This window comes from Azonexus sp., from assembly GCF_041909095.1.
In the GTDB taxonomy this organism is placed as follows: Bacteria; Pseudomonadota; Gammaproteobacteria; order Burkholderiales; family Rhodocyclaceae; genus Azonexus.
Map to the genome: position 1 here is coordinate 529,589 of NZ_JAYREB010000001.1, position 24,494 is coordinate 554,082.

The 24,494-nt window shown below is 64.4% G+C and carries 20 protein-coding genes; 3 read left to right on the forward strand and 17 right to left on the reverse strand.

The window, feature by feature from the left end; translation table 11 throughout:
• Positions 1 to 3 precede the first annotated feature (3 nt).
• Positions 4 to 1,953: a dynamin family protein gene (locus ACE3OV_RS02605; protein WP_374324737.1), complete on the forward strand. Its 1,950-nt coding sequence runs from the start codon at positions 4 to 6 to the stop codon at positions 1,951 to 1,953.
• A 13-nt stretch (positions 1,954 to 1,966) separates the two neighbouring features.
• Here ACE3OV_RS02605 and ACE3OV_RS02610 read toward each other — a convergent pair whose 3' ends face one another.
• The 11 genes from ACE3OV_RS02610 to ACE3OV_RS02660 form a co-directional block, all read right to left on the reverse strand.
• Positions 1,967 to 3,055 carry a chemotaxis response regulator protein-glutamate methylesterase gene (locus ACE3OV_RS02610; RefSeq protein ID WP_374324739.1) on the reverse strand — a complete coding sequence of 363 codons (1,089 nt, stop codon included), beginning with the start codon at positions 3,053 to 3,055 and terminating at the stop codon, positions 1,967 to 1,969.
• A complete protein-coding gene (locus ACE3OV_RS02615; RefSeq protein WP_374324741.1) occupies positions 3,055 to 3,558 on the reverse strand; it encodes a chemotaxis protein CheD in 504 nt (167 codons plus the stop codon). Before ACE3OV_RS02615 ends, ACE3OV_RS02610 begins: the two co-directional genes overlap by 1 nt.
• A gap of 8 nt (positions 3,559 to 3,566) precedes the next feature.
• Positions 3,567 to 4,385, reverse strand: a complete 819-nt coding sequence (locus ACE3OV_RS02620; RefSeq protein ID WP_374324743.1) for a protein-glutamate O-methyltransferase CheR — start codon at positions 4,383 to 4,385, stop codon at positions 3,567 to 3,569.
• A gap of 78 nt (positions 4,386 to 4,463) precedes the next feature.
• Positions 4,464 to 5,018 (reverse strand): chemotaxis protein CheW, encoded by a 555-nt coding sequence (locus ACE3OV_RS02625; RefSeq protein WP_374324745.1) that lies wholly within the window; start codon positions 5,016 to 5,018, stop codon positions 4,464 to 4,466.
• Positions 5,019 to 5,033: 15 nt separating this feature from the next.
• Positions 5,034 to 7,952 carry a PAS domain-containing protein gene (locus ACE3OV_RS02630; protein WP_374324747.1) on the reverse strand — a complete coding sequence of 973 codons (2,919 nt, stop codon included), beginning with the start codon at positions 7,950 to 7,952 and terminating at the stop codon, positions 5,034 to 5,036.
• A 36-nt stretch (positions 7,953 to 7,988) separates the two neighbouring features.
• Positions 7,989 to 10,304, reverse strand: coding sequence for a chemotaxis protein CheA (locus ACE3OV_RS02635; protein ID WP_374324749.1), 2,316 nt, complete (start codon positions 10,302 to 10,304; stop codon positions 7,989 to 7,991).
• A gap of 7 nt (positions 10,305 to 10,311) precedes the next feature.
• Positions 10,312 to 10,632: a lipid asymmetry maintenance protein MlaB gene (locus tag ACE3OV_RS02640; RefSeq protein ID WP_374324751.1), complete on the reverse strand. Its 321-nt coding sequence runs from the start codon at positions 10,630 to 10,632 to the stop codon at positions 10,312 to 10,314.
• Between the two features lie 14 nt (positions 10,633 to 10,646).
• Positions 10,647 to 11,015, reverse strand: a complete 369-nt coding sequence (locus tag ACE3OV_RS02645; RefSeq protein ID WP_374324753.1) for a response regulator — start codon at positions 11,013 to 11,015, stop codon at positions 10,647 to 10,649.
• A 12-nt stretch (positions 11,016 to 11,027) separates the two neighbouring features.
• Complete coding sequence (locus ACE3OV_RS02650; RefSeq protein ID WP_374324755.1) at positions 11,028 to 12,221, reverse strand: methyl-accepting chemotaxis protein; 1,194 nt, start codon at positions 12,219 to 12,221, stop codon at positions 11,028 to 11,030.
• 294 nt (positions 12,222 to 12,515) lie between these two features.
• On the reverse strand, positions 12,516 to 13,799 hold the full coding sequence (locus ACE3OV_RS02655) for a hemolysin family protein (protein ID WP_374324757.1): 1,284 nt from the start codon (positions 13,797 to 13,799) through the stop codon (positions 12,516 to 12,518).
• Between the two features lie 244 nt (positions 13,800 to 14,043).
• The gene (locus ACE3OV_RS02660) at positions 14,044 to 14,967 is read right to left on the reverse strand and encodes a LysR family transcriptional regulator (RefSeq protein ID WP_374324759.1); all 924 of its coding nucleotides are present in this window, start codon (positions 14,965 to 14,967) and stop codon (positions 14,044 to 14,046) included.
• 97 nt (positions 14,968 to 15,064) lie between these two features.
• Here ACE3OV_RS02660 and ACE3OV_RS02665 point away from each other — a divergent pair, with 97 nt between their 5' ends.
• On the forward strand, positions 15,065 to 15,841 hold the full coding sequence (locus tag ACE3OV_RS02665; protein ID WP_374324761.1) for a ferredoxin--NADP reductase: 777 nt from the start codon (positions 15,065 to 15,067) through the stop codon (positions 15,839 to 15,841).
• A gap of 14 nt (positions 15,842 to 15,855) precedes the next feature.
• On the opposite strand, the gene ACE3OV_RS02670 is transcribed toward ACE3OV_RS02665, so the two are convergent.
• Both ACE3OV_RS02670 and ACE3OV_RS02675 read right to left on the reverse strand, forming a co-directional pair.
• Positions 15,856 to 16,197: a hypothetical protein gene (locus tag ACE3OV_RS02670; protein WP_374324765.1), complete on the reverse strand. Its 342-nt coding sequence runs from the start codon at positions 16,195 to 16,197 to the stop codon at positions 15,856 to 15,858.
• 161 nt (positions 16,198 to 16,358) lie between these two features.
• Positions 16,359 to 17,423 carry a ParB/RepB/Spo0J family partition protein gene (locus ACE3OV_RS02675; protein WP_374324766.1) on the reverse strand — a complete coding sequence of 355 codons (1,065 nt, stop codon included), beginning with the start codon at positions 17,421 to 17,423 and terminating at the stop codon, positions 16,359 to 16,361.
• 4 nt (positions 17,424 to 17,427) lie between these two features.
• On the opposite strand from ACE3OV_RS02675, the gene ACE3OV_RS02680 reads away from it, so the two are divergent.
• The gene (locus ACE3OV_RS02680; protein ID WP_374324768.1) at positions 17,428 to 17,916 is read left to right on the forward strand and encodes a nucleoside 2-deoxyribosyltransferase; all 489 of its coding nucleotides are present in this window, start codon (positions 17,428 to 17,430) and stop codon (positions 17,914 to 17,916) included.
• A gap of 3 nt (positions 17,917 to 17,919) precedes the next feature.
• On the opposite strand, the gene ACE3OV_RS02685 is transcribed toward ACE3OV_RS02680, so the two are convergent.
• The 4 genes from ACE3OV_RS02685 to ACE3OV_RS02700 form a co-directional block, all read right to left on the reverse strand.
• The gene (locus ACE3OV_RS02685; protein ID WP_374324770.1) at positions 17,920 to 18,603 is read right to left on the reverse strand and encodes an SDR family NAD(P)-dependent oxidoreductase; all 684 of its coding nucleotides are present in this window, start codon (positions 18,601 to 18,603) and stop codon (positions 17,920 to 17,922) included.
• A 117-nt stretch (positions 18,604 to 18,720) separates the two neighbouring features.
• Positions 18,721 to 20,037, reverse strand: coding sequence for a DUF1329 domain-containing protein (locus ACE3OV_RS02690; RefSeq protein WP_374324772.1), 1,317 nt, complete (start codon positions 20,035 to 20,037; stop codon positions 18,721 to 18,723).
• 22 nt (positions 20,038 to 20,059) lie between these two features.
• On the reverse strand, positions 20,060 to 22,027 hold the full coding sequence (locus ACE3OV_RS02695) for a DUF1302 family protein (protein WP_374324773.1): 1,968 nt from the start codon (positions 22,025 to 22,027) through the stop codon (positions 20,060 to 20,062).
• 63 nt (positions 22,028 to 22,090) lie between these two features.
• Positions 22,091 to 24,481 carry an RND family transporter gene (locus tag ACE3OV_RS02700; protein ID WP_374324775.1) on the reverse strand — a complete coding sequence of 797 codons (2,391 nt, stop codon included), beginning with the start codon at positions 24,479 to 24,481 and terminating at the stop codon, positions 22,091 to 22,093.
• Positions 24,482 to 24,494: the final 13 nt, after the last annotated feature.

Below are 24,494 nucleotides of genomic sequence, written 5' to 3' on the forward strand. Positions count from 1 at the left end.
GTCATGTCGCTCGCCAATCAATTTGCCGCCTATTCCGCCTGGCGGACGCTGCTTTCCAACGATATCGCCGAGTTCCAGCACTGGCTGGCGGAGAATGAGCTGTCCGACGGGCAGATCGACCTCCGCCTCTCGCAACTGCAGGAAAGGCTGCGCGAAGACCGGCTCAACGTCGCCTTCGTCGCCGAGTTCTCGCGCGGCAAGTCGGAGCTGATCAACGCCATCTTCTTTGCCGAGTACGGCAACCGGATGCTGCCCTCGTCGGCCGGCCGGACGACGATGTGCCCGACCGAACTGCTGTTCGACGCCAGCAAGAAGCCCTGCATCGAACTGCTGCCGATCCAGACCCGCGCTTCCAACGCCAGCGTCAGCGAGTACAAGCGCTTTGCCGAGGAATGGACGCAACTGCCGCTCAATGGTGACTCGCCGGAAGACATGCAGGCCGCCCTGCATCACGTCAGCGAGACGATTCGCGTCACGCCGGCGCAAGCCGGCGAACTCGGCTTCGAGGTCGGCAAGGGCGAAGCCGACCCTTACCGGATCGGCGCCGACGGGCTGGTCGAGGTACCGCGCTGGCGCCACGCCCTGATCAACTTCCCGCATCCGCTGCTCAAGCAGGGCCTGGTCATCCTCGACACGCCGGGACTCAACGCGATCGGCGCCGAACCCGAGCTAACCCTGTCGCAACTGCCGAACGCCCACGCCGTGCTCTTCATCCTGGCCGCCGATACCGGCGTCACCCAGTCCGACCTGACCATCTGGAAGGAACACATCGCCGGCAACGGCAACGCCCGGCGCGGCCGCATGGTGGTGCTGAACAAGATCGACGGGCAATGGGACGAACTCAAGTCGGCGGCGGCGATCGACGCCGAAATCGCCCGCCAGGTCGATAGCTGCGCCGCCATCCTCAACCTGCCGGCCAGCCAGATCTTCCCGGTCTCGGCCCAGAAGGGCCTGGTCGCCAAGATCAACGAAGACGCCGCGCTGCTCGCCCGCAGCCGCCTGCCGGCGCTCGAGGAAGCGCTGTCCGGCGAACTGATCCCGGCCAAGCGCGAAATCGTCTGCGAAAGCACCGACGCCGAATTCGGCGATGTCGTCGCCCGCGTCCGCGCCCTGCTCGACTCCCGCTTCGCCGGCCTGCGCGAACAGCTCGACGAACTGGCCGAACTGCGCGGCAAGAACCGCGGCGTCGTCGAATACATGATGGGCAAGATCCGCGCCGAAAAGGAGGAATTCGAAGCCGGGCTGCAGCGCTATTACGCGGTACGCAGCGTCTTCTCGACGCTGACCAACAACCTCTTCGGCCACCTTGGCATCGACCGCCTGCGCCAGCTCACCGGCGAAACCCGCGAGAACATGCTCGAAGCCCGCTTCTCCAAGACCCTGTCGGACGCCATGGGCGGCTTCTTCGCCCGCACCCGCGAGGCGCTCGCCAAGTCGAACGGCGAGATCGCCGAGATTCTCGCCATGATGGACGCCGTCTACAAGAAGTTCGCCGTCGAGCACGGACTCAAGCTCGGCGCCCCGACCGCCTTCTCGCTGCTCCGCTACGAACGCGAAATCGACCGTCTGCAGGCCTGGTGCGACACCCATCTCAACACCGTGGTGACGCTGCTCACCCACGACAAGCGCAACATCACCCAGAAGTTCTTCGAGGAAGTGGCGATCCAGGTCCGCCGCGCCTTCGAGCGCGCCAACCGCGACGCCGAAGTCTGGCTGCGGGCAATCATGGCGCCGATGGAAACGCAGGTCCGCGAGCACCAGATCCAGTTGAAACGCCGTCTCGAAAGCATCAAGCGCATCCACCAGGCCACCGACACGCTGGAAGACCGCATCGCCGAACTCGACAGCGTCGGCAAGACGCTCGAAGGACAGCTGGCGATGCTGGCCGACATCGAATACCGCGTGCGCGACCTGATGTCGCCGGAACAGATGGCCGAGCTGCGCGCCGCCTGAGCGCGGCCCGCGCTCAGCTGCCGAAACCGATGATCTCGCGCGGGATCTGGTCGAGCGGCAGTTCGCGGCCAACGGCGCCGAGCTTGAACGCCTCCTTCGGCATGCCGTAGACGACGCAGGTCGATTCGTCCTCACCGATCGTCGTCGCCCCCGCATCGCGCATTTCCTTCAAACCGCGCGCCCCGTCGTCGCCCATGCCGGTCATGATGATGCCCAGCGCGTTGCGGCCGGCGACCTGGGCGACCGAGCGGAACAGCACGTCGACCGACGGCTTGTGCCGATTGACCAGCGGACCGTCGCGCACTTCGACCAGATACTGGGCGCCATTGCGGCGCAGCATCATGTGCCGGCCGCCCGGCGCGATCAGCACCAGCCCCGGATGCACCCGATCGCCGTCCCTGGCCTCGCGGATTTCCATCGCGCACAAGCCGTTCAGCCGCTCGGCGAACATCGCGGTGAATTTCTCCGGCATGTGCTGGACGATGACGATGCCGGTAGTCACTGCCGGCAGGCGGGAAAGCACCGCTTCGAGCGCCTGCGTGCCGCCGGTCGAGGTGCCGATGGCGACCACCCGGTCGGTCGTCCCGTACATCCGCGCCCCCTGGTGCGGCGTGCTGGCCAGCATCGCGTCGGCCGTCTGCTTGGGCACCACCTCGGCCGGCTTGCGCGGCCCGGCAGTCATGCTGCGCACGGCGCGCATGTTGGCGCGTGCCGCCGACTTGATCGCCGCAACGATGTCGTTGCTCGCATCCTCGAGAAAGGACTTCAGGTTGAGCTTGGGCTTGGTGATGATGTTGATTGCCCCCGCCGCCAACGCCTCCATCGTCACCTGCGCGCCCTTGTCGGCGAGCGACGAGCAGATGATCACCGGCGTCGGCCGCTCGGCCATGATCTTCTTCAGGAAGGTCAGGCCGTCCATGCGCGGCATTTCGATATCGACGATGAAAACGTCCGGCCACTGCACCTTCAGTTTGTCGATCGCGAAAACCGGGTCCTGCGCGGTGGCGATCACCTCGATCCCGGGCTCGCGGCTGATCGCCTGGGTGATCACCTGGCGCACCAGCGCCGAATCGTCGACGATCATGACCTTGATCTTGTGCATTACTGTTGTTCCTTGGAAAAATCTCCGGCGCCGGGCAAGGCCAGCCAGACATGGCCGCTCGCCAGATCGAGCGTCAGCCGCCGCCGGCTGGCGCCGCCGACATGCTCGCGCATCACCCGGAAACCGTAGGCGGCCAGCGCCACGCGCGTTGCCTCGACGTTGCGACTACCGACATCCATGTTACCAGCGCGCGTCCCGGCAAACATGTTGCCGCCGCCGAGCAGCTTGACCTGGCAACTCCCCGGTGTCACCCGGCGCGCACGCAACTCGTAGACAAAGCGCTCGACCGCCTCGTCGGCATACCTGCAGTTCGGCAGCGAGCCCGGCGGCCGCTCGCGGCCCGGCAGCAAGATGTGACTCATGCCACCGAAACGGTGCAGCGGATGCCAGACGGTGACGGCGACACAGGAACCGAGCAGGGTGCCGATACAGGTCGGCGCCGCAGCGAAATGAAATTCGCCAGGATGGAGGAAGACTTCCGGACGCGCGATGCCGGCGGACATGGTGGCGCTCAGTGGGTACGTTGGTAGATGGTCGGACGCAGCGCCACGAAATCGTCGGTGATGCCGAACAGCGATTCCGAGTGACCGATCACCAGATGCCCGTCCCGTTTCAGGTAAGGCAGCAGGTTGGCTACCACCTTGCGCTTGGTCGGGTTGTCGAAATAGATCATCACGTTGCGCAGGAAGATCAGGTCGAAGATACCGATATCCTTGCGCGGCGCCAACAGGTTGCTGTGCAGGAAGCGCACGCGCTGGCGCAGCTCGCGGATGATCAACAAGCTTCCCTCCTGTTCGCGGACGCCTTTCAGGCAGTACTTCTTGAGCATCGCCGGCGGAATGCCGCTGATCCTCTCGAGCGAGTAGTGGCCCTGCTCCGCCTTGCGCAGCACGCGCGTGCTGATGTCGGTGCCGACCACTTCCCAGGGGCCTTCGCCCAGCGTTTCCGCCAGCACCATGGCCATCGAATACGCTTCCTCGCCGCTCGACGACGCGGCGCTCCACACCCGGAAAGGCACTCCCCGCGCCGGGCTGGCGCAACTGCGCAAAAAATCGAAATGCTTCGGTTCGCGGAAGAAGTAAGTTTCGTTGGTGGTGATCAGGTCGATCATCAGCTGCAGTTCGGCCTGATTCTCCTTCTCCCGGACGAATTTGTAATAGTCGGCAAAGCGGGAAAAACCATAGTGCTTGAGGCGCTTGCCAAGACGACCGACGAGCAGCAGCTTCTTGGCATCGGCCAGGCTGATGCCGGCCAGCTCAAAGATCAGGCGCTGAAAACTAGCAAACTCGGCCGGCGTGATGTCGACATCGGCAGAGGAGGGACTGGGCATCGCGGCTTTCTGGTGGCGTTTGCGAAACATGCCATCCCGACTGGCTCGCGCCAGTCCCGGATGGCGGTAAAAACAGCATCAGGCGCTGGCTGGTTCGCCCTGATTGATGGCGGAAATTACCGCGACCTCGTCAAGCGACAGGATGCGTTCGACGTCGAGGAGGACGACGAAACGGCCGCCAACCTTGCCCATCCCGGAAATGAAGTCGGTGCGGATGCGCGTACCGAAAGCCGGCGGCGGCTCGATGTCGGCCGGCGCGATTTCCAGCACCTCGGACACCGCATCGACGACGATACCCATCTGTTGCGCCTGTGCATCAGGAGTCTCGGCGATCTCGATGATGACGATGCAGGTACGCTTGGTGATCTCGCCGGCGCTGCGGCCGAAGCGCACCGAGAGGTCGATCACCGGCACCACCGCGCCGCGCAGGTTGATGACACCGCGGATGAAACGAGGCACCAGCGGCACCTCGGTGAGCTGACCGTACTCGATGATCTCCCGGATGGCGAGGATGCCGATGGCGAACATCTCCTCGCCGAGCATGAAGGTCAGGTACTGCTGCTGCTCGGTGTCGCCGGCAAGGACCGGCGACTGGCCGGGCGTTGCTCGAGTGATCTGCTTGTCTTGGTTCATGATCGAGTCCCCGGGTCAAAAGCGCTGAAAGCTGCTTTCGTCCAGATCACCCAACTGGCCACCAATGGCCTGCGCGCTCTTGCGTCGGCCATGACCTTGAGCAATCGTCTGCTTCACGGTGTGCGTTGCCGGCTTGCTGCGACCGTGGCTCCCCACATCGAAGAAGGACATCAGCTCCTGCAGGTTACCGGCCTGCGACGACATCTCCTCGGCGGTCGCCGCCAGCTCCTCGGAAGCCGACGCGTTCTGTTGGGTGATCTGCGACAACTGACTCATTGCCGTATTGATCTGGTTGACACCGACACTCTGTTCTTCCGACGCGGCAGTGATCTCCTGGACCAGATCGGCGGTCTTCTTGGTGGCCGGAACGATTTCGTCGAGCAGCTTGCCGGCCTTTTCGGCCAGTCCGACCGAGTTGACCGCGAGCTGGCCGATTTCCTGCGCCGCGACCTGCGAGCGTTCGGCCAGCTTGCGCACTTCGGCGGCAACAACCGCGAAGCCCTTGCCGTGCTCGCCGGCCCGGGCGGCCTCGATTGCCGCGTTGAGGGCGAGCAGGTTGGTCTGGTAGGCGATGTCGTCGATGATGCCGATCTTGCGCGCGATCTGCTTCATCGCGCCGACCGTTTCGCTAACCGCTTCGCCACCCGCCGATGCCTTCTGGCTACCCTCGGCCGACATGCCATCGGCGACTTTGGCGTTTTCGGTGTTCTGCTGGATCGACGAGGCCATCTGTTCGACCGATGCCGAAGTTTCCTCGACAGAGGCTGCCTGTTCGGACGAAGCCTGCGACAGCGACTGGGCAGTGGAAGAAACTTCCACCGTTGCGGCGGCGAGCGTTTCGGCGGTGTTGTTCACTTCCGAAATAGTCTGGGCGAGGCGGGCAATGGTGTTGTTAACCGTGTCGCAGAGTGCCTGCAACTGTCCGCGATACTGGGTGCGGATCGACTGCGTCAGGTTGCCGGATTCGACGGCGGTCATCACGTCGGTGATTTCGCTGACCGGGCCGACGATCGCTTCCATGACCCCGTTCAGGCCCTCGACCACGGTGCGGAACTGGCCGCGATGGCGGCCGGCGTCGCTGCGTTCGTCGAGCTTGCCATCAACGACGGCCTGGGCCAGGGCCTGGACATCGGCAATGAGCAGGTTGAGCGGATTGATCACTGCATCGAGCGTTGCGTTGACCCCTTCGATGACGCGGCGGAAGTCGCCCTGATGCTGCGTGGCGTCGGCACGGACATCGAGCTTGAGATCGACGGCAGCCGCACTGAGCATGTTGGCGTCACGCACCAGATTGCGCACCGAGCCAACCACCCCGCCGATGGCGGCGTTGATCGTGCCAAAGGTCTGGCGAACCTCAATGGTGTCACTGTCCCCCGCTGCCGTCTCCAGTGCCACGTCAAGATCGCCGCGCGCCAGCCTCTCCAGCACGCCCTGGACCTTGATCACCTCGCCGGCCTGGTAGTCGCTGATCTTCTTGGCCAGCCGCTGCGCCTGCCGGATCGCGGTCTGGTCGATGATCACCTCGAAGGCGCCGAGCACTGTCCCGTCCTCGTCCTTGACCGGCAGGCCGATGTAGTTGATGTCTAGTTCCAGATTGCTGCCAGGACGTGCCACCGTGCTCGAGTCGCTGCGGCGCAGGTCATTCATGGCACGCTTGCAGGCGCATTTCTCGGTATTGCAGTCTTCGGTGCGGAAGTAACTGGCGCACTGACTGCCCTGCAGGCGGTCGAGGTTGGTGTTGCCGAGCGCCAGACCCGCCTTGTTCATGAAGAGGACATTGAACTGCTTGTCGATGATCATGGCCGGTAGCGGCATCTGGTCGATGTAGCCGACCAGGTAGTCGATGGTCTGGTTGACCCCGTCGATGATGCGGCGGAAGTCACCCTTGTGGCGTGCTGCATCAACGCGGGTCGCCAGACGGCCTTCGATGGCTGCGCGGGAAAGGATGCGGACATCGTCAACCAGCGAGCGGATGGCACTCGACGAAGCGTCCAGTGCGTCGCGCAGGCGGGCGAAATCGCCTTCATACTCGCCTTCCATACGGCGAGTCAGGTCGCCCTCCGCCATCGCCAGGACGACTGCCGACGATTCGCGCAGCACGCGGTCCACGGTCATCTGATAGCGCTTTGCTTCAGTGACGTCGGTAGCGTACTTGACGACCTTGTAGGGTTTGCCGTTGAGGTCGTGGATCGGGTTGTACGAAGCCTGGATCCAGACCTCCCTGCCGCCCTTGCCGATACGCTTGTATTCCGCCGCGTCGTATTCGCCCCGGTTGAGCTTTTCCCAGAATGCCCGGTATTCCGCGCTGCCAGCGAAGGCGCTATCGACAAACATGCTGTGATGGCGGCCGCGGATCTCTTCCAGCGTATAACCAAGCGTGGCGAGGAAATTCTTATTGGCAGTCAGGATGGTGCCGTCGAGTGCAAATTCGATGGTGGCCATCGACTGGTCGATGGCGGCCAGTTGGCCCTCGAATTCGGCATTGCGCATTTTCGTGGCGGTGATGTCGGCGGCGTACTTGACCACCTTGGTCGGCTTGCCGTTCTCGTCACGCACCGGGTTGTACGAGGCCTGTATCCAGAACTCCTTGCCGCCCTTGCCCAGGCGTTTGTATTCACCGGCATCGAATTCGCCACGCCGGAGCTTTTCCCAGAAGGCACGATATTCAGGTGAGGCGGCGTAGGCCGGGGTGACGAACATGCTGTGATGCCGGCCACGGATTTCGTCCAGGGTGTAGCCGAGCAGTGTCAGGAAATTCGGGTTTGCGTCGATGACGGTACCGTCGAGGGAGAACTCGATGGAGCCCATCGACTGTTCGATTGCCTGGTTGCGGCCGGCAAGTTCACGGTAGCTGGTTTGCAGTGCGTCGTACTTGGTTTGCAGTTCGGCAAGTTCAGCAATTTCCTTGCACGGGGGTCTGGAGAAAAGTCCCATGGTTGTGACTCCTGGTGGCGGTTTTTGAACAGTCGGTTAGTGCTTCTGGAGAAACGGGCCTTCAGTGCGAGCGGCAGCACCAAGCGGCTCCTGCGGGAGTGCGGCGCGTGCCATCTGTACTGACAGCCGGTGTTCGGAATGCGTGATGCGGTTCACCAGTCCGGGAACATCGAGGATCAGGGCAACCTGCCCGTCACCCAGAATGGTGAAGCCGGCGACGCCCTGCAAGCCGTTGAAGACGGCGCCGAGCGGGCGGATCACGGTCTGGTATTCGCCCTGCAGCGCATCGACGACGAGGCCGGCGCGACAGCCGGCGTAATTGACGACGACGACGTTCTCGCGCTGTACCGGCTGCAGCAGGAAGGCCAGTTCCGGGTCGACCTCGGGCATGCCCTCGGCCAGCGCGGCGGGCTCGGGTATGGACGGCTCAGGCATGTCGAACAGTTCGCGCAGGCGGATGAAGGGCAGGACCTCGCCGCGCAGGTTGAGCTGGTCGCGCCCTTGCGCCGCTTCCAGCTCTTCCGGCGTCAGCTCGACGCATTCGACCACCATCTCCAATGGCACAACGAAGGACGAATCGCCAACACCGACCAGGAAGCCATCGATGATCGCCAGCGTCAGCGGCAGGCGGACGCGGATCGTCGTGCCGAAACCTTCTTCGCTCTGGATTTCGATGCTGCCGCGTAAAGCGGTGATGTTGCGGCGGACAACGTCCATGCCGACGCCTCGGCCGGACAGGTTGTTCACCTGGTCGGCGGTGGAGAAGCCGGGTTCGAAGATCAGCGCGTGGATCTCGTCGTCACTCAAGGCCTGCTCGGGCTTGACCAGGCCGCGCTCGATCGCCTTGGCGAGGATCTTGGCCTTGGGCAGGCCGCCGCCATCGTCGCCGACCTCGATGACGATGCTGCCGGAGTCGTGGTAGGCGTTGAGACGCAGCGTGCCGTGCGCCGGCTTGCCGCGGGCGAGGCGAAGGTCGGCGGCTTCGATGCCGTGATCCATCGAGTTGCGCACGAGATGGGTCAGCGGGTCGCCGATCTTCTCGATCACGGTCTTGTCGAGTTCGGTTTCGGCGCCGGCGATTTCCAGCCGGATGTCCTTGCCTAGATCGCGCGAGACGTCGCGTACGACGCGCTGGAACTTGTTGAAGGTGGCGCCGATCTGCACCATGCGCAGTTGCAGCGCCGAATCGCGGATGTTCTCGACGAGCCGGTTGAGCAGCGATGCCGCTTCCAGCAGTTCGGCCTGGCCGCTGGTCTGGGCGGCGAGGTTGATGCCGGCGCTGGCGATGATCAGTTCGCCGATCAGGTTGATGTGCTCGTCGAGCTTGTCGGCGTTGACGCGGATCAGCGCCGCGTCGCCGGCCTTGTTGTCCTTGACCTGCTTCTGTTTCTGCAGAGCGGCTTCGACCACCGCCGGCTGCACCACGTTGCGGGCGACCAGCACGGCGCCGATTTCGGCCCCGGCCACGCCTTCCTGGCGGGCGTCGGCCTGGGCGCTGAGCGCCTGCTCCAGTTCGTGGCGAGTCAGCGTGCCACAGCGGACGAGGATTTCGCCGACCCGCATGTCTTCCTCGGGCAAGCTGAGGATCAGGTCGAGGTATTGCGAGGCCTTGCTGTGCGGCGGCAGGATGCGTACCTGAGCGTCGTCCTGGACGAACTCGAAAGCGCCTTCGATGGTCGCCTTGTCGGCCGTGCTGCGGTAATTGATCTCGAAGCCGAGGTAGCAGGCCTCCGGGTCCATCTCGGCGGCACGCGGGATGTCCTCGCTCAGGGTGACGATCGAGACGATCTCGCCGAAGGTGCTCAGGTAACGGATGAAGGACACCGGGTCCATGCCGTTCCTGAGGACATCCCGGGAGAAGCGCAGCGAGATGTGCCAATTGTCGGTTTCGACGCCCTCACCGCCCCCTTCGCGGGTCAGCGGCGTGGCGTGTTCGACGACCTGGGCGGCGGCCTCCGGCGGCGCGGCATGAATCGCCTTGAGCCGGGAAATCAGCGCCGCCGAGCGTTCCTGCTCGTCATCGCCGGGCGCGCTGCCGGCGGCGAGGAGGTCGATCAGGGTGGCAATGTGATCACCCACTTCCAGAAAAAGCGCGACCAAATCGTCATCCATCGGCAGCTCACCGGCACGTACCTGATCGAGGACGTTTTCCGCGGCGTGGGTGAAGGCGACTAGGTGATCGAGGCCGAACAGCCCGGCCGAACCCTTGATCGTGTGGGCGGCACGGAAGATCGCGTTGATCAGGTCGGCGTCGTCCGGTGACTGTTCGATCTGGAGCAGCGCGGCCTCCATGTTGTCGAGCAATTCGCGGCTTTCGATGACAAAGGTCTGCAGGGCGTCGTCAAGATTCATGGTGCGCTCACACGGGGGAACGGATCAGCAGAGGGTCGCCGAACTGGCCGGCCAGGGCGCACAGGTCGATCAGTTCGAGCACCGGATCGCTGTGCCGGACGAAGCGCATTTCCTTGCCGAGAATCGCTGCTTCACGTTTGGCCATCAGCATCAGCTGAAGGCCGGCGCTGTCGATCTCGGTGACACCGGAAAGATCGACCTCGCCGCTACCCCCTTCCGGGATGCTGGCGATCAGCGCCAGCAACTGCGCCTTGCAGTCCTGTGCGGTGAAGATCGTGAATTCGCCGACGATGCTCAGGGCGGGGGCAGTTCCGGCTGCGGCATTCATCGTGCGCTCCCGGTTCAGGGCAGGATCAGCTTGGACACGGCGGCCAGCATCTGCGCCGGGACGAAGGGCTTGACCACCCAGGCCTTGGCGCCGGCGGCCTGGCCGGCCGCCTTCTTGTCGGCGCCGGCTTCGGTGGTGAGCATGATCACCGGCGTGAACTTGTAGGCCGGCAACTGCTTGGCCGCCTTGACGAAGCTGATGCCATCCATGTTCGGCATGTTCACGTCGCTGATGATCAGGTGGATCTTGCGCCCGTCGAGCTTGCCCAGCGCGTCCTTGCCGTCGCAGGCTTCGAGCACGTCGTAGCCGGCATTCTTGAGGGCGATGGCGACGACCTGGCGCAGCGATGCCGAATCGTCAACGATGAGGATGGTTTTGGCCATGAATCTCTCCAGTCAGAAGAAGGTGATGCCGGACTCTTCCGGCGCCCGGGGCGCAGCATTGCCGCGATGGACTGCGTGCTGCTCCGGCGTGGTGTAGGTTTGCGACAGTTCGCTCAGCCATTGCTCGGCGTCGATCGAGCCGCCCTGGGCGACGGCCTGCCGGCTGTCGCCGATGTGCAAGTGCAGCTTGCCGATGTCCGAGCTGACATGTCCGAGCACCTGGCTGACGCGGTCCTGAAACTGCAGGGCGACCAGGACCTCGGCCACCTCCTCGGCGATCTCCTGGTTCTGCTGGCGCAGCACCGCGGAAGACTGCGAAAGCGCCGTCGCCGCGCCGCTGAAACGCTCGATGACGCTCTCGATGACTGTGCCGGAATGGTTGACCAGCGCCTCGTCCTGTTCAGCGTACTGGCGGGACACCCGCTGCGCCTCGGCGATTGCTTGATTGACCGTATCGACGGTGCGGCTGATCTTCATGCCGGTGTCGCCGGAGAGCGTCGACAGCTTGCGCACCTCGTCGGCGACCACCGCGAAACCCCGTCCGACTTCCCCGGCGCGAGCTGCCTCGATGGCGGCATTCAAGGCCAGCAGGTTGGTCTGCTTGGCAATTTCGGCGACTTCCCTGGCCATCCGGCTCAGGGTTTCAGTATGGCTGGCCAGTGCGCCGACCTCGGTGAGCAGACTTTCCTTGGTGCCGAGCGCGGTACGCAACGCGTCGACGATGGCGTGCAATTCGTCCTGCGCCGAGTTAAGCAATTGCAGCAGGTTGCCGTCACCCGCCGCAGCTTCGCTGCCGGCGGTGGCCTGCTGCAGGCGTTGTGCGATCTCGGCAAAGCGCGTGCTCAGCGAGACTGCCGCTTCCTCGGTATGCGAGCGCGCGGTTTCGATCTGCCCGGACCAGATCGGCAACAGGTCGAGACAGAGGCGGTCGAGGCCGCTCAAGCCCAGTTGGGACTGGCGCTGCGCTTCTTCGTGGCAGGCGGCGCAAGCCGCCGCGGCTTCCGCCGCATGCGCCCGCGCCTGGCGGGACAAGGCAAGCCAGCCGAGCCCGAGACAGGCGAGCAGGAAGCCACCGGCAATCGCCACCTCGGCCAGCGAGCGTGGCGCGATGGCGAGTACGCCGAGAACAGCGATCAGCCCGATCGGCCAGAGGTCGACGGAACGGCGGGAGTCTGTCCGAAGGGGTACTGCGGAGTCCTGCCTCATGGTCCTTATCCTCGGTTATGCCCAGTATTGAAGAGATGCGCGACGACGCGAAAAACAATTACATAATACCAATTACTACATAAGTGTCAAATATAATAATTGACATTTTTGGCGTCTTACACGGCCTTGCAATATCCTACGCGAAATCCCCCGGCGATTCGCAGCTGCCGGCTTTTCTAAAGCGCTATTATCGAACCTCATCGGTGACAAGGCGCATCGTGTCATCGACATATTTCCGGCAAGGACTTGGGCAAGCCGGCGCCTTGTTCCTGAGTCGCCCCCTGGAGACCTATCTCAGCCAGGCAGACGGGTCGCCAGCACCTCGTCGACGCGGTTCTTTTCCATGTCCATGACCTCGAAGTGCCAGCCGGCCCAGTCGAAAGCTTCGGTCTTGCGCGGAATCCGCCCGAGCTGGACGATCACGAAGCCGCCGACGGTGTGGTAGTTACCCAGTTCCTCTTCCGGCAGTTCGCCGATGCCGAGCAACTGCTTCATCTCGTCGATCGGCAGCAGGCCGTCGAGCAGCCAGCTGCCGTCGTTGCGCTGCACCGCCAGCGGCGCCTCGACGGCACCGGAAAGGACGTCGCCGACGACCGTGCCCATCAGGTCGGACAGGGTAACCAGCCCTTCGGTGGCGCCGAATTCGTTGGACACCAGTGCGATCTGTGTCCGGTTGGCCTTGAAGAATTCGAGCAGGCCGATCAGCGACAGGCTGCCCGGCACGTACTGCAGGGGCTGCAACGCCAGCTTGCCGAAGTCGAGTTCGTGCTCGGAAAGCAGTTCGCGCAGGAGGTCGCCGCTATCGACAAAGCCCAGCGCGTTGCCAAGACCACCCTTGCTGACCAGGTAGCGCGACACGGCGCGTTCGCGCAGCAACTCGATGTTGGCTTCGTGCGCGGCACTCAGGTCGAGACAGGCGATGTCGGCGGCCGGGGTCATGATCGCCGCCACCTTCCGGTTGTCGAGGCGGAAGACGTTGCCGAGGATTTCGCTTTCGGTCTGGTCGAGGTCGCCGTGCTTGCGCCCGGCTTCGATCAGGAAACGGATCTCGTCGGCCGCCGTCGCTTCCGCCGAGCCCTTGAGCGGGAAGAACTGCAGCAGCCAGTCAGATGTTTTCGAGACGACAGAGACCAGCGGCCTGGTCAGGCGGATGAGGAAGGCAATCAGACCGGACAGCGCCTCGGCGACCGCTTCCGGATGAGCCAGCGCCAGCCGCTTGGGAATCACCTCGCCGAAAACCAGCGAGAAGAAGGTGATGACGATCACCACCAGGGCGAGCGCCAGCGCGTAGGCCGGCCCCGCGCTCAAGCCGAAACCGAACAGCCAGGCCTCGACACGCGGCACCCACAGTGCCTCGCCATAAACGCCGGACAACATCGCCAGCGCGGTGATGCCGAGCTGCGTCGTGCCGAGCAGGCGGCTGGCGTTCTGCCGGAAACCGATGACCACCGCTGCCGCCGCCTTGCCCTGCTCGGCGCGGATCGCCAGATGGGTGTTGCGGCTGGCGCCGATCGCCATTTCCGCCATGGCGAGCAGGCCACAGCCCAGAATCAGGAAGACCAGAATCCAGATTTCCATCATGCACCACCTGACGAAGACGCACCGCGCGCGGTTGGACGATTCGCTGCCGGTCGGCGCCGGCCCCTGCCGCCTACTCTACACCAAGGAATAAGGCCGGCAGCGGCGCGGCGCCGCTGAGATTCCCGCTCATCCGGCCGCCGTTCGGCCGGCGCCAGGGGATGCACCGCGTTCAACGAAATCGATCAGTTCCTGCCGCACGGCCCGCCGTACCGCCGGCACGGTACTACGACGCGCTGCCGGCTCAGGGAATGAACGGCAACTGCAGGCCCGCCGTGTCGCCAGCGCCGCCGCCGACCGCCAGGCTGGCCTCACGGAACAGGCGGCCGGCGAGGCCGGGATGGCGGCTGCGCTGGCGGACGAAATAGAAGTGCCGGCGCAGGTCGAACTGCGGCGTCGGCAGTTCGACCAAGCTGCCGCGCCGGAAGGCTTCGCGCAGCGCCAGCCGCGACAGGCAGCCAAGGCCGATGCCGGACTCGACGGCGCGCTTGATCGCCTCGGTGTGCTCGAGTTCGAGTGCCAGCCGGAAGGCCGGCAGACGGCTGCCGATGCAGCGGTCGAACTGGCTGCGCGTGCCCGACCCGGGCTCGCGCAGCACCCAGGACTGGCGGGCCAGGGTCGCGGTGTCGACCGCCGGGCTGCCGGCCAGCGCGTGCCCCGGCGCGCAGAAGACGACCAGTTCGTCGGCCAGCCAGGGCTCGACCAGCAAGTCGGGATGCGCCACCTCGCCCTCGATCAGGCCAAAATCGCAGTCGCCGCGCAGCAGGCGGCCGGCGACCGTTTCCGAATTGGCGACCTGCAGGCTGACCGGCGAATCCGGGTAGCGGCGCATGTAGTCGACGATGATCAGCGTCGCCAGGTAGTTGCCGATGGTCAGCGTCGCGCCCACCGCCAGTGGCCCGGGGCGGCCGCCGCCGAGGTAGTCGTCGATCTCGCCGGCCTGCGCGAGCAGCGATTCGGCCAGCGCCAGCAGACCGCGGCCGCTGCTGTTCAGGTGCAGGCGCTTGCCGACGCGGTCGAACAGCGGACAGTCGTAGGCCCGCTCCAGCTCGACCAGCGCGCTGCTCGCCGCCGACTGCGACAGGGCCAGCCGCCCGGCGGCGAGCGAAACGTTTTCGCTGCGGGCGATGGCGACGAAGATTTCGAGCTGGCGCAGGCTGAACCGCATATCGATTTACTCAATAACGAATAGAAAAATTATCCGCTTTTGTTTCAAAGCCACCAAGCCTAAGCTGCAATCACTTCCTCCCTGCCAGCCGCCGACCATGAGCAACTTCAACCGCGAAACCGTCCTTTCCGTCCATCACTGGAACGACAGCCTGTTCAGCTTCCGCACCACGCGCGACCCCGGCCTGCGCTTCATCAACGGCCAGTTCGTGACCATCGGCATGGAGGTGAACGGCCGCCCGCTGATGCGTGCCTACAGCGTCGCCAGCGCCAACTACGAGGAACACCTTGAGTTCTTCAGCATCAAGGTCCAGGACGGCCCGCTGACTTCGCGCCTGCAGCACCTGCGCCCCGGCGACGAACTGCTGGTCAGCCGCAAGCCGACCGGCACGCTGGTGCTGCGCGACCTGAACCCGGGCAAGCGCCTGTTCCTGTTCGCCACCGGCACCGGCCTGGCGCCGTTCATGAGTCTGATCCACGATCCCGAAACCTACGAGCGTTTCGAGAAGGTCGTCCTCATCCACGGCGTCCGCTGGACCGGCGAACTGGCCTACCACGACTACATCGAGAACGATCTCAAGGAACACGAGTACCTGGGCGAGGAAATCCGCGACAAGCTGATCTACTACCCGACCGTGACCCGCGAGCCCTTCCGCAACGAGGGCCGGCAGACCGACCTGATCCTCTCCGGCAAGCTGTTCGCCGACCTCGGCATCGCACCGCTCGACCCGGCGACCGACCGCGGCATGATCTGCGGCAGCCCGGCGATGCTCAGGGAAATCTCGGCCATGCTCGACGGTTTCGGCTTCCGCATCTCGAAGCACATCGGCGAAATGGGCGACTACGTGATCGAGCGCGCCTTCGTCGAGCAGTAAGCGGGACGAAGGCCTCAGGCCGGCGGATCGTCGGCGTAGCCGTGCTCGGCCTCGAGCTCGGCGGTGAAGCTGGCGACCAGCGCGGCGCGCCCGGCGCGCGTCGCGATCCGTTCGAGCAGCGCGGCGAAAGCCGCGTCGTCGATGTTGCCCTCGGCGCGATTGACCGCCAGCACCTGGATCAGGAATTCGATGTTCTCGCGGTCCTCGGCATCGCCCGGCTGGCGTCCCAGCGCGGCGGCGAGCGCGCCGGCCAGCGAATTGGCGGCGGGTTTGGCGTCGGCCGCCGGCAAGTCGGCATGGGCGGCCTGGACGATGCGCAGCAGGTCGGGGTGTCCTTCGGGTAAGGTCTTTTCCATGGCATGCCCTTCGGTTGCAATCAGACAGTTGGCGACATCAAGCGTCAGTGGCGGCCGACCCGATTTGCCACGCGGGATGGGGCGCACAGGCGGCGCGCCGGCCCCATCATTCTGCCGGAAATGACGCCGGGCGGGCCGCTTGTCGACTCGGGAACAAGCAGTTACGGACGCCTCAGGGACAGGAACTCATCGATCAGCCGCGCCAGAATCGTTTCTTCATCGTCCTCGCTCAGCCCGAGGAGTTCCGCCACCAGCTTCACCTTTCCAGGATTGACCCGGGTGCGAGCGGCAGGCGACGGCGGGGTTTCCTGCGGCGGATTTTCCCAGGGCGGACTGGCCGCGGCGACCGGGACAGCCAGCGACTCGGGTGAGCTGGCTGGCGCAACTGGCACCGCCGTGGAGGCTTCCGTTTCGATCGGCACCGCCGGCGCCGAGACTTCAGAAAGGACCGTATCCAGTGCCTTCTTCGAGATCTTCTCGCCTTCCGGCAACTGCTCGATCCGTTCGATCAGCGATTCCGCCCTGGCTTCGTCTTTCCTGGTCAGTTTTTCAAGCTGCACCGCCGCGCCGGTGCTGGCGATCTTTCCTGCATCCAGCAGGGCGCTGACCTTTTCTGAGAGATTGGCGGCCGCCGTCGCTTGCGCCAGCCAGGTCGGAGCGCGCCCGAAGTACTGGGCGGCTTCTTCCGGCGAGGCGAAGCGCTGCGCCAGCGTCTGGATGGCCATCGCCATGTCGCGCGGCTCAAGTGCCGAGCGGACGCCCAGCCCGATATTCTCGAAAACCCGCACCTCCAGGGCTTCCTCGTCGGTGCATGAACGGACGATCACCGGCACCAGGGCTTCGCCGGCCTGAATCGCCGCCTGGCGTCGCCGCTCGCCGGCAATCACCACGAACCGGTCAGCGATGCCCGGGCGAACAACGATGGGATGGATGATGCCCAGCTTGCGGACCGCATTGGTCAAGCCCTTGAGCGCCTCCTCGTTGATGCTCTGGCGGACATGCCCGGGGTCGGGATCGAGCAAGGACACATCGAGCATCTGAAAATGAAACGGACTGTTCTTGAAGGCCATGGCGCTGTGCATGCGGGGATCACGAGGGGGCGGCATGTTCGTCGTTTTCGTCGCTTTTTTCAAGCGCCGGCGGCCCTGCCTTGGCAGGAGGGGCTGTTGCTTGAATTCGCCGCGAACCGGAGTAAATTGGCGCCTCCCGATCAAACCCAGGTTCACGTCGATGAATATCTATCTTGCCGGCCCCGATGTCTTCCGCCCCGACGCCCTGGCCCACGCCGAAGCCGCCCGTCGGCTGGTCGCCAGCCATGGCCACTGGGCCCTGATTCCGCTCGATAACGAAGCGACGACGGCGGCGGAAATCTATCGCGCCAACCTGGCCCAGATTGCCGCCGCCGATCTGGTGATCGCCAACCTCAATCCGTTCCGCGGCTTCGAACCGGATTCGGGAACCGTGTTCGAAGTCGGCTACGCTGTGGCGGCCGGCAAGCCGGTGCTCGCCTTCGTGGACGACGACCGGCCGCTGGCCGACCGGCTCGCCGGCTACCTCGGCTGCGATTTGCTGCACCTCGGCGAGCGGCTGGTCGATGGTGACGGAATGAGCGTCGAAAACCATGGACTGCCGCTCAACCTGATGCTCGGCATTCCCCTGCGCATCGTTCGCGGCGGGCTCGAACAGGCGCTGCAGGCGCTCGCCGCCGACGCTGCCTGAACGCTAGCGCGGCACCCAGCCGCCGCACACCGGAAATATCTGGCCGACGAAACAGTTGGCCGCCTCGCTGCACAGGTAGGCGGCAAACGACGCGTCCTCGAACGGCGTCACCAGCCGGCCAAGCGGTACCTGCCAGCGCAGCCTTTCCTGAAATTCCGGCCGGGCCTGGACTTCCGGCGGGAAGTAGGTCGGGTTGTCGACGAAGTTCTGGGCGATGGCGTTGACCCGGATGCCCTGCCCCGCGACCTCGACGCCGACCGCCTGGATGTAGGCCAACTGGGCGCCGCGCGCGGCGGCGTAGCTGGAACGGCCGCTCATGCCACGCAGCGCCGCGGCGCTGCCCATGAGAACGATCTTCCCCGACCGCCGTTCGATCATCTGCGGCAGTACAGCCCTGACCAGCTGCTGCATCGGGTCGACCAGGACCCGGAACACTGCGCGCCACTCGTCATCGCCAACCTGTTCGGCACGGGTGGCCGGTGCCGGCAGCGCCAGGTTGAGAACCAGGGCGTCAATCCGCCCGGCGTCCGCGATGATCTGCGCGGCCGCTTCCGGGACGACCGGCGAACTGTCGTCGGCCAGCACCTCGGCGCCGGCGGCAGCAAAAACCTCGCCCAGTGCCGGGCCCATGAAATCGCGGGATTGCGTGATCAACACGCGCATTCCGGAAAGTTTCGCGTCGGACATGAAGACCTCCGTCAAAAAAAAAACGGGGGCGCGCGGCCCCCGAAAAATGTGGTGGTTGCCAGATTCCGGCATCCTCCCGCAGAGACACCCGGCATGGGGTGTTGGGTGACGGCGGAATCAGTCTCCGCCGCGCAAGTTTTGGACCTGGAACAGGCGGGGCGGGTTCTTCTTCGGATCCACCTGGCCCTTGAACTGACCGGTCGTGCAATGCTTGGACTGGACGTCGACCATCGAGAACGCATCATCGACACCGATCCCTGCCCCCTTGTTGACTGGCAGGTGATGGTCGGCGTGCGACTTGCCGACCATGAACACCTTCCACAGCTCGCCCTTGCGGTCGTAGATCTCGTTGGCGCCGTTCAGGTTCTGCAGCTGGACGTCCATGTAGAAGACGCGCTTGCTGACCGGATGGTTCGGATTGACCGGCGCTGCCTCGAGGACATAGACCTTGCGCAGCTGCCAGGTGCCTTCGGCGAAACAACCGCCCTGACCGGCGAAGTCGACGTACTTGTAGCCGTCCGACTCGGCCGGCATGTCGTCGGCCAGCTTCAGCTCGTTGTGATTCCACATCGGCAGCATGACGTTCTTGGTCCCCTTGTAGGTCCACTTCATGTCGGAGACGCGGCCGTTGTAGCCTTCGAAGTCCTCGATCATCAGATCGGAGCCGAGGAAGGCATCGGTCACCTGCCCCTGCGCCAGACGGCGCACGCGGCGCTGGAAGCCCAGGTAGAGGTAGGCGTCGTCAAGCTTGGCATCGTCCTCGAAACGCTGGATCAGCAATTGCGTGTTCTTCAGGTCGGCCGGCGCGTGCGCCTTGACGTAGATGGCGCGGAAGATGCCCGACGGGTTGGGCGTGATTTCCGGGATCGGCGCATCCTTGGTCCGGTGCATGAAGTTGAGGAAGTGGAAGTCCCAGGTGATTTCCTTCTCGACCTTGCCCGTCTGCATGTTGCGGTACTTCCAGTAGAACGGCGAGATGATCGCGCCGTCCCCCCAGTTCACGCCGTACTTGTAGTTCCAGGCCAGCTTCTCGCCGGCGCGCGGGTCCTTGGCATCCGGCTCTTCCGGGAAGGGGCGGCCGGCGACGTAGCCGCTGATCATGTCGCCCGGCTTGGCGCCGAGCTGGGTCTTGTTGAGGTTGGCGCGGGTGGCGTCGACGTAGGCCTTGGAAATGTTGAACTGGGTGGTCGGCCCCACCTTCATTTCAAACATGCCTTCCTTGATCAGCTTGAAGACGCCGGCGCCCAGGATGTCCTTGAACTGGTCGACGTTGCCCTTGTTGATCGTCATCCCCGCCTTCAGGCCGGCGAAGCTGGGCATGCCGGCCTTGTAGGGGTTGAAGGTGTTTTCGACGTCGGCCTCGGTCGCCGCCTGGGCGGTACCGAAGCTGGCGGCGACGAGCAGCGGCAGCAGTTTGCGCAGTGATTTTTTCATGAAATGTCTCCTCCGGTTGGGGTCAGAACTTGTAGTTCAGCTTGATGAACAGGTCGTTTTCCTTGAATGCCGCACCGATCGGACCGGCACGGAAGCGGCCGGCCGGTTCCATGCCGGCCAGGCCACGGGAATAGCTGGTGAAGGGGTCGGTATCCCCGTTCGGCGCGGTGAACGGTGCAAACGGGTTACAGGCGCGGCAATCGTCGAACTCCCAGCGGCTGCGGCCTTCGGCCAGCTTGTAGTTGGCGCCGATGGTGACCTTGAGGTCATTGCTCAGGTGCATCTCGACCTGCGGCGCGACGACGGTGGCGCGTGCCTTGAAGTCGTGGGCGAAGATCACCTGCGGGCTGACCATGCCGTTCTTCAGGAAGGCCTTGATCAGCAGGGTACCGATCACGTTGTCTTCCCAATCGGGCATGCCGACCGGACCGAGGGCGCCGCGCTTCCATTCGTGGTCGAAGATGTGCTGATAGAACAACTGCCCGGAAAACAGCGTCGCCTGGGTTTCGCTGATGAAGGGGATGAAGGTCGGCCGGTCGATGCCGATCACCGAGCGGAAGACATTGTTCTTCGAGTACAGCTCCGGCCGGTTGGTGTTGGCAAACTCTTCGCCGTCGGTGTAGGCCGCTTCGACGCGCACCGCGGCGCCGGCGGCCGGCACCTGGAAGTCCATCGAGCCACCGATCAGGTTGACGCGCGGGAAATGCATGTCGAAGGAGATCAGGTAGGGCCAGGCATCCTGATAGACACCGGTGAACGAGTTGGTCGCCCGCTTGCCGCCGCGCAGCGAAGGCAGTTGCGAACGATAGGTCAGCGCGTTCAGCGAGAAGGACAGGCCGTCCTGGGTCACGCCTTCGTACTTCATGCCGAACTGGGTGTTCGACAGGCTCCACGACGGCAGGTGAACCTTGTCCAGACCGATCTGACCGGGGCCGAAGTTGGTCGCCAGCAGCGTGCCGGGCGCGACGTTGGCAAAGTTGGAGACGGTACCGCCGTTGTCCCACAGGTTTGCCATGCCGCGGAAGAAGCAGCCGGCATCCAGGATGGTGTTCGGCGAGCCGCACTGGCCGAGGTTGTTGGGGCGGAACTTGTCGACGTTCCAGACGAACTGCAGGTTGCGGTCCTGCATCGTGTCGCTGGCGCCCATCCGGTATTCGACCTGGGCGATCCACATCGGGATGCGGATATCAGACAGTTCGTCGTAGATGTTGTTGCGCGAGAAGTCGACCGGGTTGATCACGTCGAGGACGCGGAACAGGTCGGTGCGGCCCCACACCACCTGCTGCCGACCGAGCTTGACGAACAGGCTCTTGCCGTCGCCGAGGTCGAAGTCCTTCTTGGCATAGAGTTCGCGCAGGAAATCGAGGCGGTCGTTGAATTCCGGCGCTTCCAGTTCCGAGCGTTTGAGGTCGCCGTAGCCGCCGAAATCGCGGCAACCGCGCTTGTCCACGTCGCAGGGACGGACCGGCACGGCAAAGGCGACGCCGCCGTCGATTTTGTGCCAGCGGTCGCCGAGCACGCGCAGGCCGGCGTTCGGGTTGCTCGCCGGGTAGGCATCGACGAACTTGTTGCCCGCCAGGCCGAAAACACCATTGACCAGCGAATAGGTCACCGGCCCGGTGCCCCACGGCGTCGTCAGGTAGCCGCCGGGCGTCGTCGATTGCATGCTGATCGAACCACCCGCCTTGTTCCCGTACTCGTCACTGTTCATGCGATAGACGCCGTCCCAGCTACCGCGCACGATGCCGTGCACCTTCCAGCCGTCGCCGACCTCCTTGTCGAGCTCAGCCTGCAGCGTGTTGCGGAACTTGGCCAGGCCGACGTGTTCGCGCCGCACGGTATGGTTTTCGTAGGTCACATCGACCTGCCAGGGCGAGCTTTCCTCGCCCATCGCCGGCAGCTCTTCGGCCGCTGCCGGCGCGGCGAAGGCGCAGCCCACCGCGATTGCGAGCAGGCTGCGCTGCCATGCTCCGTTACTGAGTGTCTCCATTTTTTTGATCCCCCATCTGGTTGTGAACAAAGGTTTTGCTGTTCCCCGGTTTGCCGGGTTTTGTTAGTCGTTTTCCAGGACGCCGTCCTCGTCGTAATGCACCGCGGTGACGAACTTCGGCTTGAAGACGACGCACCAGGACGGCACGATCAGCACGGCGGCGATCGCATTGACGATGAGCATGAAGGACAGCAGGATCGCGGCGTCCGACTGGAAGCGCAGGTCGGACATGAAGATCCACATCACGACGCCGGCAATCAGCGTTGCCGCGGTGAAGCTGACGGCGTAGCCGGTGGTGGCGACGGCGTTGATCACCGACTGCTTGATGTCGCGCAGAACGGCGTACTCCTCGCGGATGCGGTCCATGAAATAGACCGCGTAGTCGATGCCGACGCCGACGCCGACGGCGATCACCGGCACCGTATTGACGTTGATGCCGATATCGAGCGCACCCATGAAGGCATAGGTCATCAGGGTGGCAAACAGCATCGGCAGGACCATCAGCCAGCCGGCGTGCAGCGAGCTGTAGTAGGCCATGACGATGACGAAGGCGAGGATCATCACGGCCGGGATGATGATCATGTGGTCGGTATGCAGCGCCTGGTTGCCGGCGGCGGTGACGCCGATGATGCCGCCGCCCAGTTCGATGTGCAGGCCCGGCACCTCGGCTTCGATCTTGCGGATGCCTTCCTCGGCCAGGGCGACGATGCGGTTGATCGTTTCGGCCTGGTGATCCTTGTAATAGAACACCATGTCCGCCTCGTTTTCGTCCGGGCTGACGAACTCCTTGAGGGCGCCGGGAATCGGGCTCGATGCCATGTAAGTGAACATCAGGCCGCCGATCTCGTCCTGGCTGTCCGGCAGCTGCATCCAGCGCGGGTCGTCGTTGTGGATCAGCTTGTTGACCACGCGCACGACGCCGGGAATCGCCTTGGTGCCGCCCAGCGTCGGGTCGGACAGCATGTGCGCCTGGAAGCGCTCGATCGCCGCCATCACCTCCGGCCGCTTGATGCCGCCCGGCTCGTCGGTGCGGGCGATGACGTGCAGTTCCTCGGAGCCCGGGAAGCGGGTGTTGATCGCCGTCGTCGACACGTTGTAGTCGTGGTCGCGATGCAGCAGCGGCGAGCCTGGCTCGGATTCGCCGAGCTGCACCTTGCCCACCAGGTAGGTGGCGCCGATCGCACCGATCAGCGTCAGGATCAGGATCGAGCGGGCACCGCCGTCGGTGCCGCCGGTCAGCGCCATCGCCTTGCCGAGGAAGCGGCGGATGCCTTCGTTGCCGTTCTCGTGCTTCTTCGGCGCGGGCAGGATGGTGAGCGCCAGCGGCACCATGAAGTGCACCGTGAAGATCACCGCGAAGCCCCAGAAACCGGCGGCGATACCGAGCTTGTGGTTGAACGGCGCGGCGCCGAGCACCAGCACGGCAATGCCGACGGCGTCGACGATGATCGCCAGCGAACCGGGCCGGAACAGCGCGTCGAGCGCGTTGCGCGCCGCCTGCGGGCCGTTCTTCACCAGCGCCAGTTCCTCGTAGTAACGCACCACCAGTTGCACGCCATGCGAGGTGGCGCGAGCGGCGATCAGGAAGGGAATCGGCAGCGACAGCGGCTCCAGATTGATGCCCATGATCGCCATGAAGCCGAGACCCCAGATCGACGACAGGGCGATCCCCAGCAAGGGCAGCGCGACGCCATAGAAGCGGCGGAAATAGACGATCAGCAGCGTCGCCAGCAGGACCAGGGTGTAGGCGAGGATTTCGACGATCTGGTTGAGGTAGGTGTACACCCAGCCGGTGAGTACCGGGTTGCCGGTGACGTGGATCTTGTGTCCCGGCTTCTCCAGCTTGGCGCGGACTTCCTGCAGCGCGGCGAAGGTCGCCGCGTAGTCGATGTCTGCCTCGTTCAGCTGGGCCTTGATCAGCGCCGCCTTGAGATCGGGCGAGACGAGCAGGCCGTAGATCGTCGGGCTGGCGATGACGTCGTTTTTCAGCCGTTCCAGTTCGGCGACGGTGCGCGTCGGCTGCAGCGGATCGTAGTAGGACTCGGACGCGAAACCGCCCTGGTCGTCGAGGAAGACCTTGCGCGCCGTGCGGTGGGTCAGGCTGGAAACCAGGTTGTGGTTGACCCCGGGCAGGTTGTCGACGCCCTGCGTCGCCTCGTGGATCAACTGCAGGGTGTCATCGTTGAAGATGGTGCCCTGCTCGACCTCGACCGCCATGATGATCATGTTGGCGCCGCCGAAGTTTTCCTTCAGCCGGTTATAGACCTTGATGTAGGCGTGGTTCTGCGGCAGCAGGTCGGAGAAGTCGGTGAAGATGCGCAGCTTGGGCAGCGCCAGGCCGAACAGGAAAGTGACTGCCAGGATGAGCGAGAGGACGATCTTCGGGTTGCGGAAAATCCACTCTTCGCCGACGTGCAGGCGATGCGTGATGGAATGACGGAGTTGGCTGACCATGATGCTTGTCCCT

Bases quoted from the DNA above. Each gene is read 5' to 3' on its own strand.
- ACE3OV_RS02690 (WP_374324772.1), bottom strand. From the start codon at position 20,037: ATGAAAAAATCACTGCGCAAACTGCTGCCGCTGCTCGTCGCCGCCAGC.
- ACE3OV_RS02700 (WP_374324775.1), bottom strand. From the start codon at position 24,481: ATGGTCAGCCAACTCCGTCATTCCATCACGCATCGCCTGCACGTCGGC.
- ACE3OV_RS02625 (WP_374324745.1), bottom strand. From the start codon at position 5,018: ATGAACCAAGACAAGCAGATCACTCGAGCAACGCCCGGCCAGTCGCCG.
- ACE3OV_RS02670 (WP_374324765.1), bottom strand. From the start codon at position 16,197: ATGGAAAAGACCTTACCCGAAGGACACCCCGACCTGCTGCGCATCGTC.
- ACE3OV_RS02640 (WP_374324751.1), bottom strand. From the start codon at position 10,632: ATGAATGCCGCAGCCGGAACTGCCCCCGCCCTGAGCATCGTCGGCGAA.
- ACE3OV_RS02645 (WP_374324753.1), bottom strand. From the start codon at position 11,015: ATGGCCAAAACCATCCTCATCGTTGACGATTCGGCATCGCTGCGCCAG.
- ACE3OV_RS02685 (WP_374324770.1), bottom strand. From the start codon at position 18,603: ATGTCCGACGCGAAACTTTCCGGAATGCGCGTGTTGATCACGCAATCC.
- ACE3OV_RS02635 (WP_374324749.1), bottom strand. From the start codon at position 10,304: ATGAATCTTGACGACGCCCTGCAGACCTTTGTCATCGAAAGCCGCGAA.
- ACE3OV_RS02630 (WP_374324747.1), bottom strand. From the start codon at position 7,952: ATGGGACTTTTCTCCAGACCCCCGTGCAAGGAAATTGCTGAACTTGCC.
- ACE3OV_RS02615 (WP_374324741.1), bottom strand. From the start codon at position 3,558: ATGTCCGCCGGCATCGCGCGTCCGGAAGTCTTCCTCCATCCTGGCGAA.
- ACE3OV_RS02605 (WP_374324737.1), top strand. From the start codon at position 4: ATGTCGCTCGCCAATCAATTTGCCGCCTATTCCGCCTGGCGGACGCTG.
- ACE3OV_RS02695 (WP_374324773.1), bottom strand. From the start codon at position 22,027: ATGGAGACACTCAGTAACGGAGCATGGCAGCGCAGCCTGCTCGCAATC.
- ACE3OV_RS02660 (WP_374324759.1), bottom strand. From the start codon at position 14,967: ATGCGGTTCAGCCTGCGCCAGCTCGAAATCTTCGTCGCCATCGCCCGC.
- ACE3OV_RS02680 (WP_374324768.1), top strand. From the start codon at position 17,428: ATGAATATCTATCTTGCCGGCCCCGATGTCTTCCGCCCCGACGCCCTG.
- ACE3OV_RS02620 (WP_374324743.1), bottom strand. From the start codon at position 4,385: ATGCCCAGTCCCTCCTCTGCCGATGTCGACATCACGCCGGCCGAGTTT.
- ACE3OV_RS02650 (WP_374324755.1), bottom strand. From the start codon at position 12,221: ATGAGGCAGGACTCCGCAGTACCCCTTCGGACAGACTCCCGCCGTTCC.
- ACE3OV_RS02665 (WP_374324761.1), top strand. From the start codon at position 15,065: ATGAGCAACTTCAACCGCGAAACCGTCCTTTCCGTCCATCACTGGAAC.
- ACE3OV_RS02655 (WP_374324757.1), bottom strand. From the start codon at position 13,799: ATGGAAATCTGGATTCTGGTCTTCCTGATTCTGGGCTGTGGCCTGCTC.
- ACE3OV_RS02610 (WP_374324739.1), bottom strand. From the start codon at position 3,055: ATGCACAAGATCAAGGTCATGATCGTCGACGATTCGGCGCTGGTGCGC.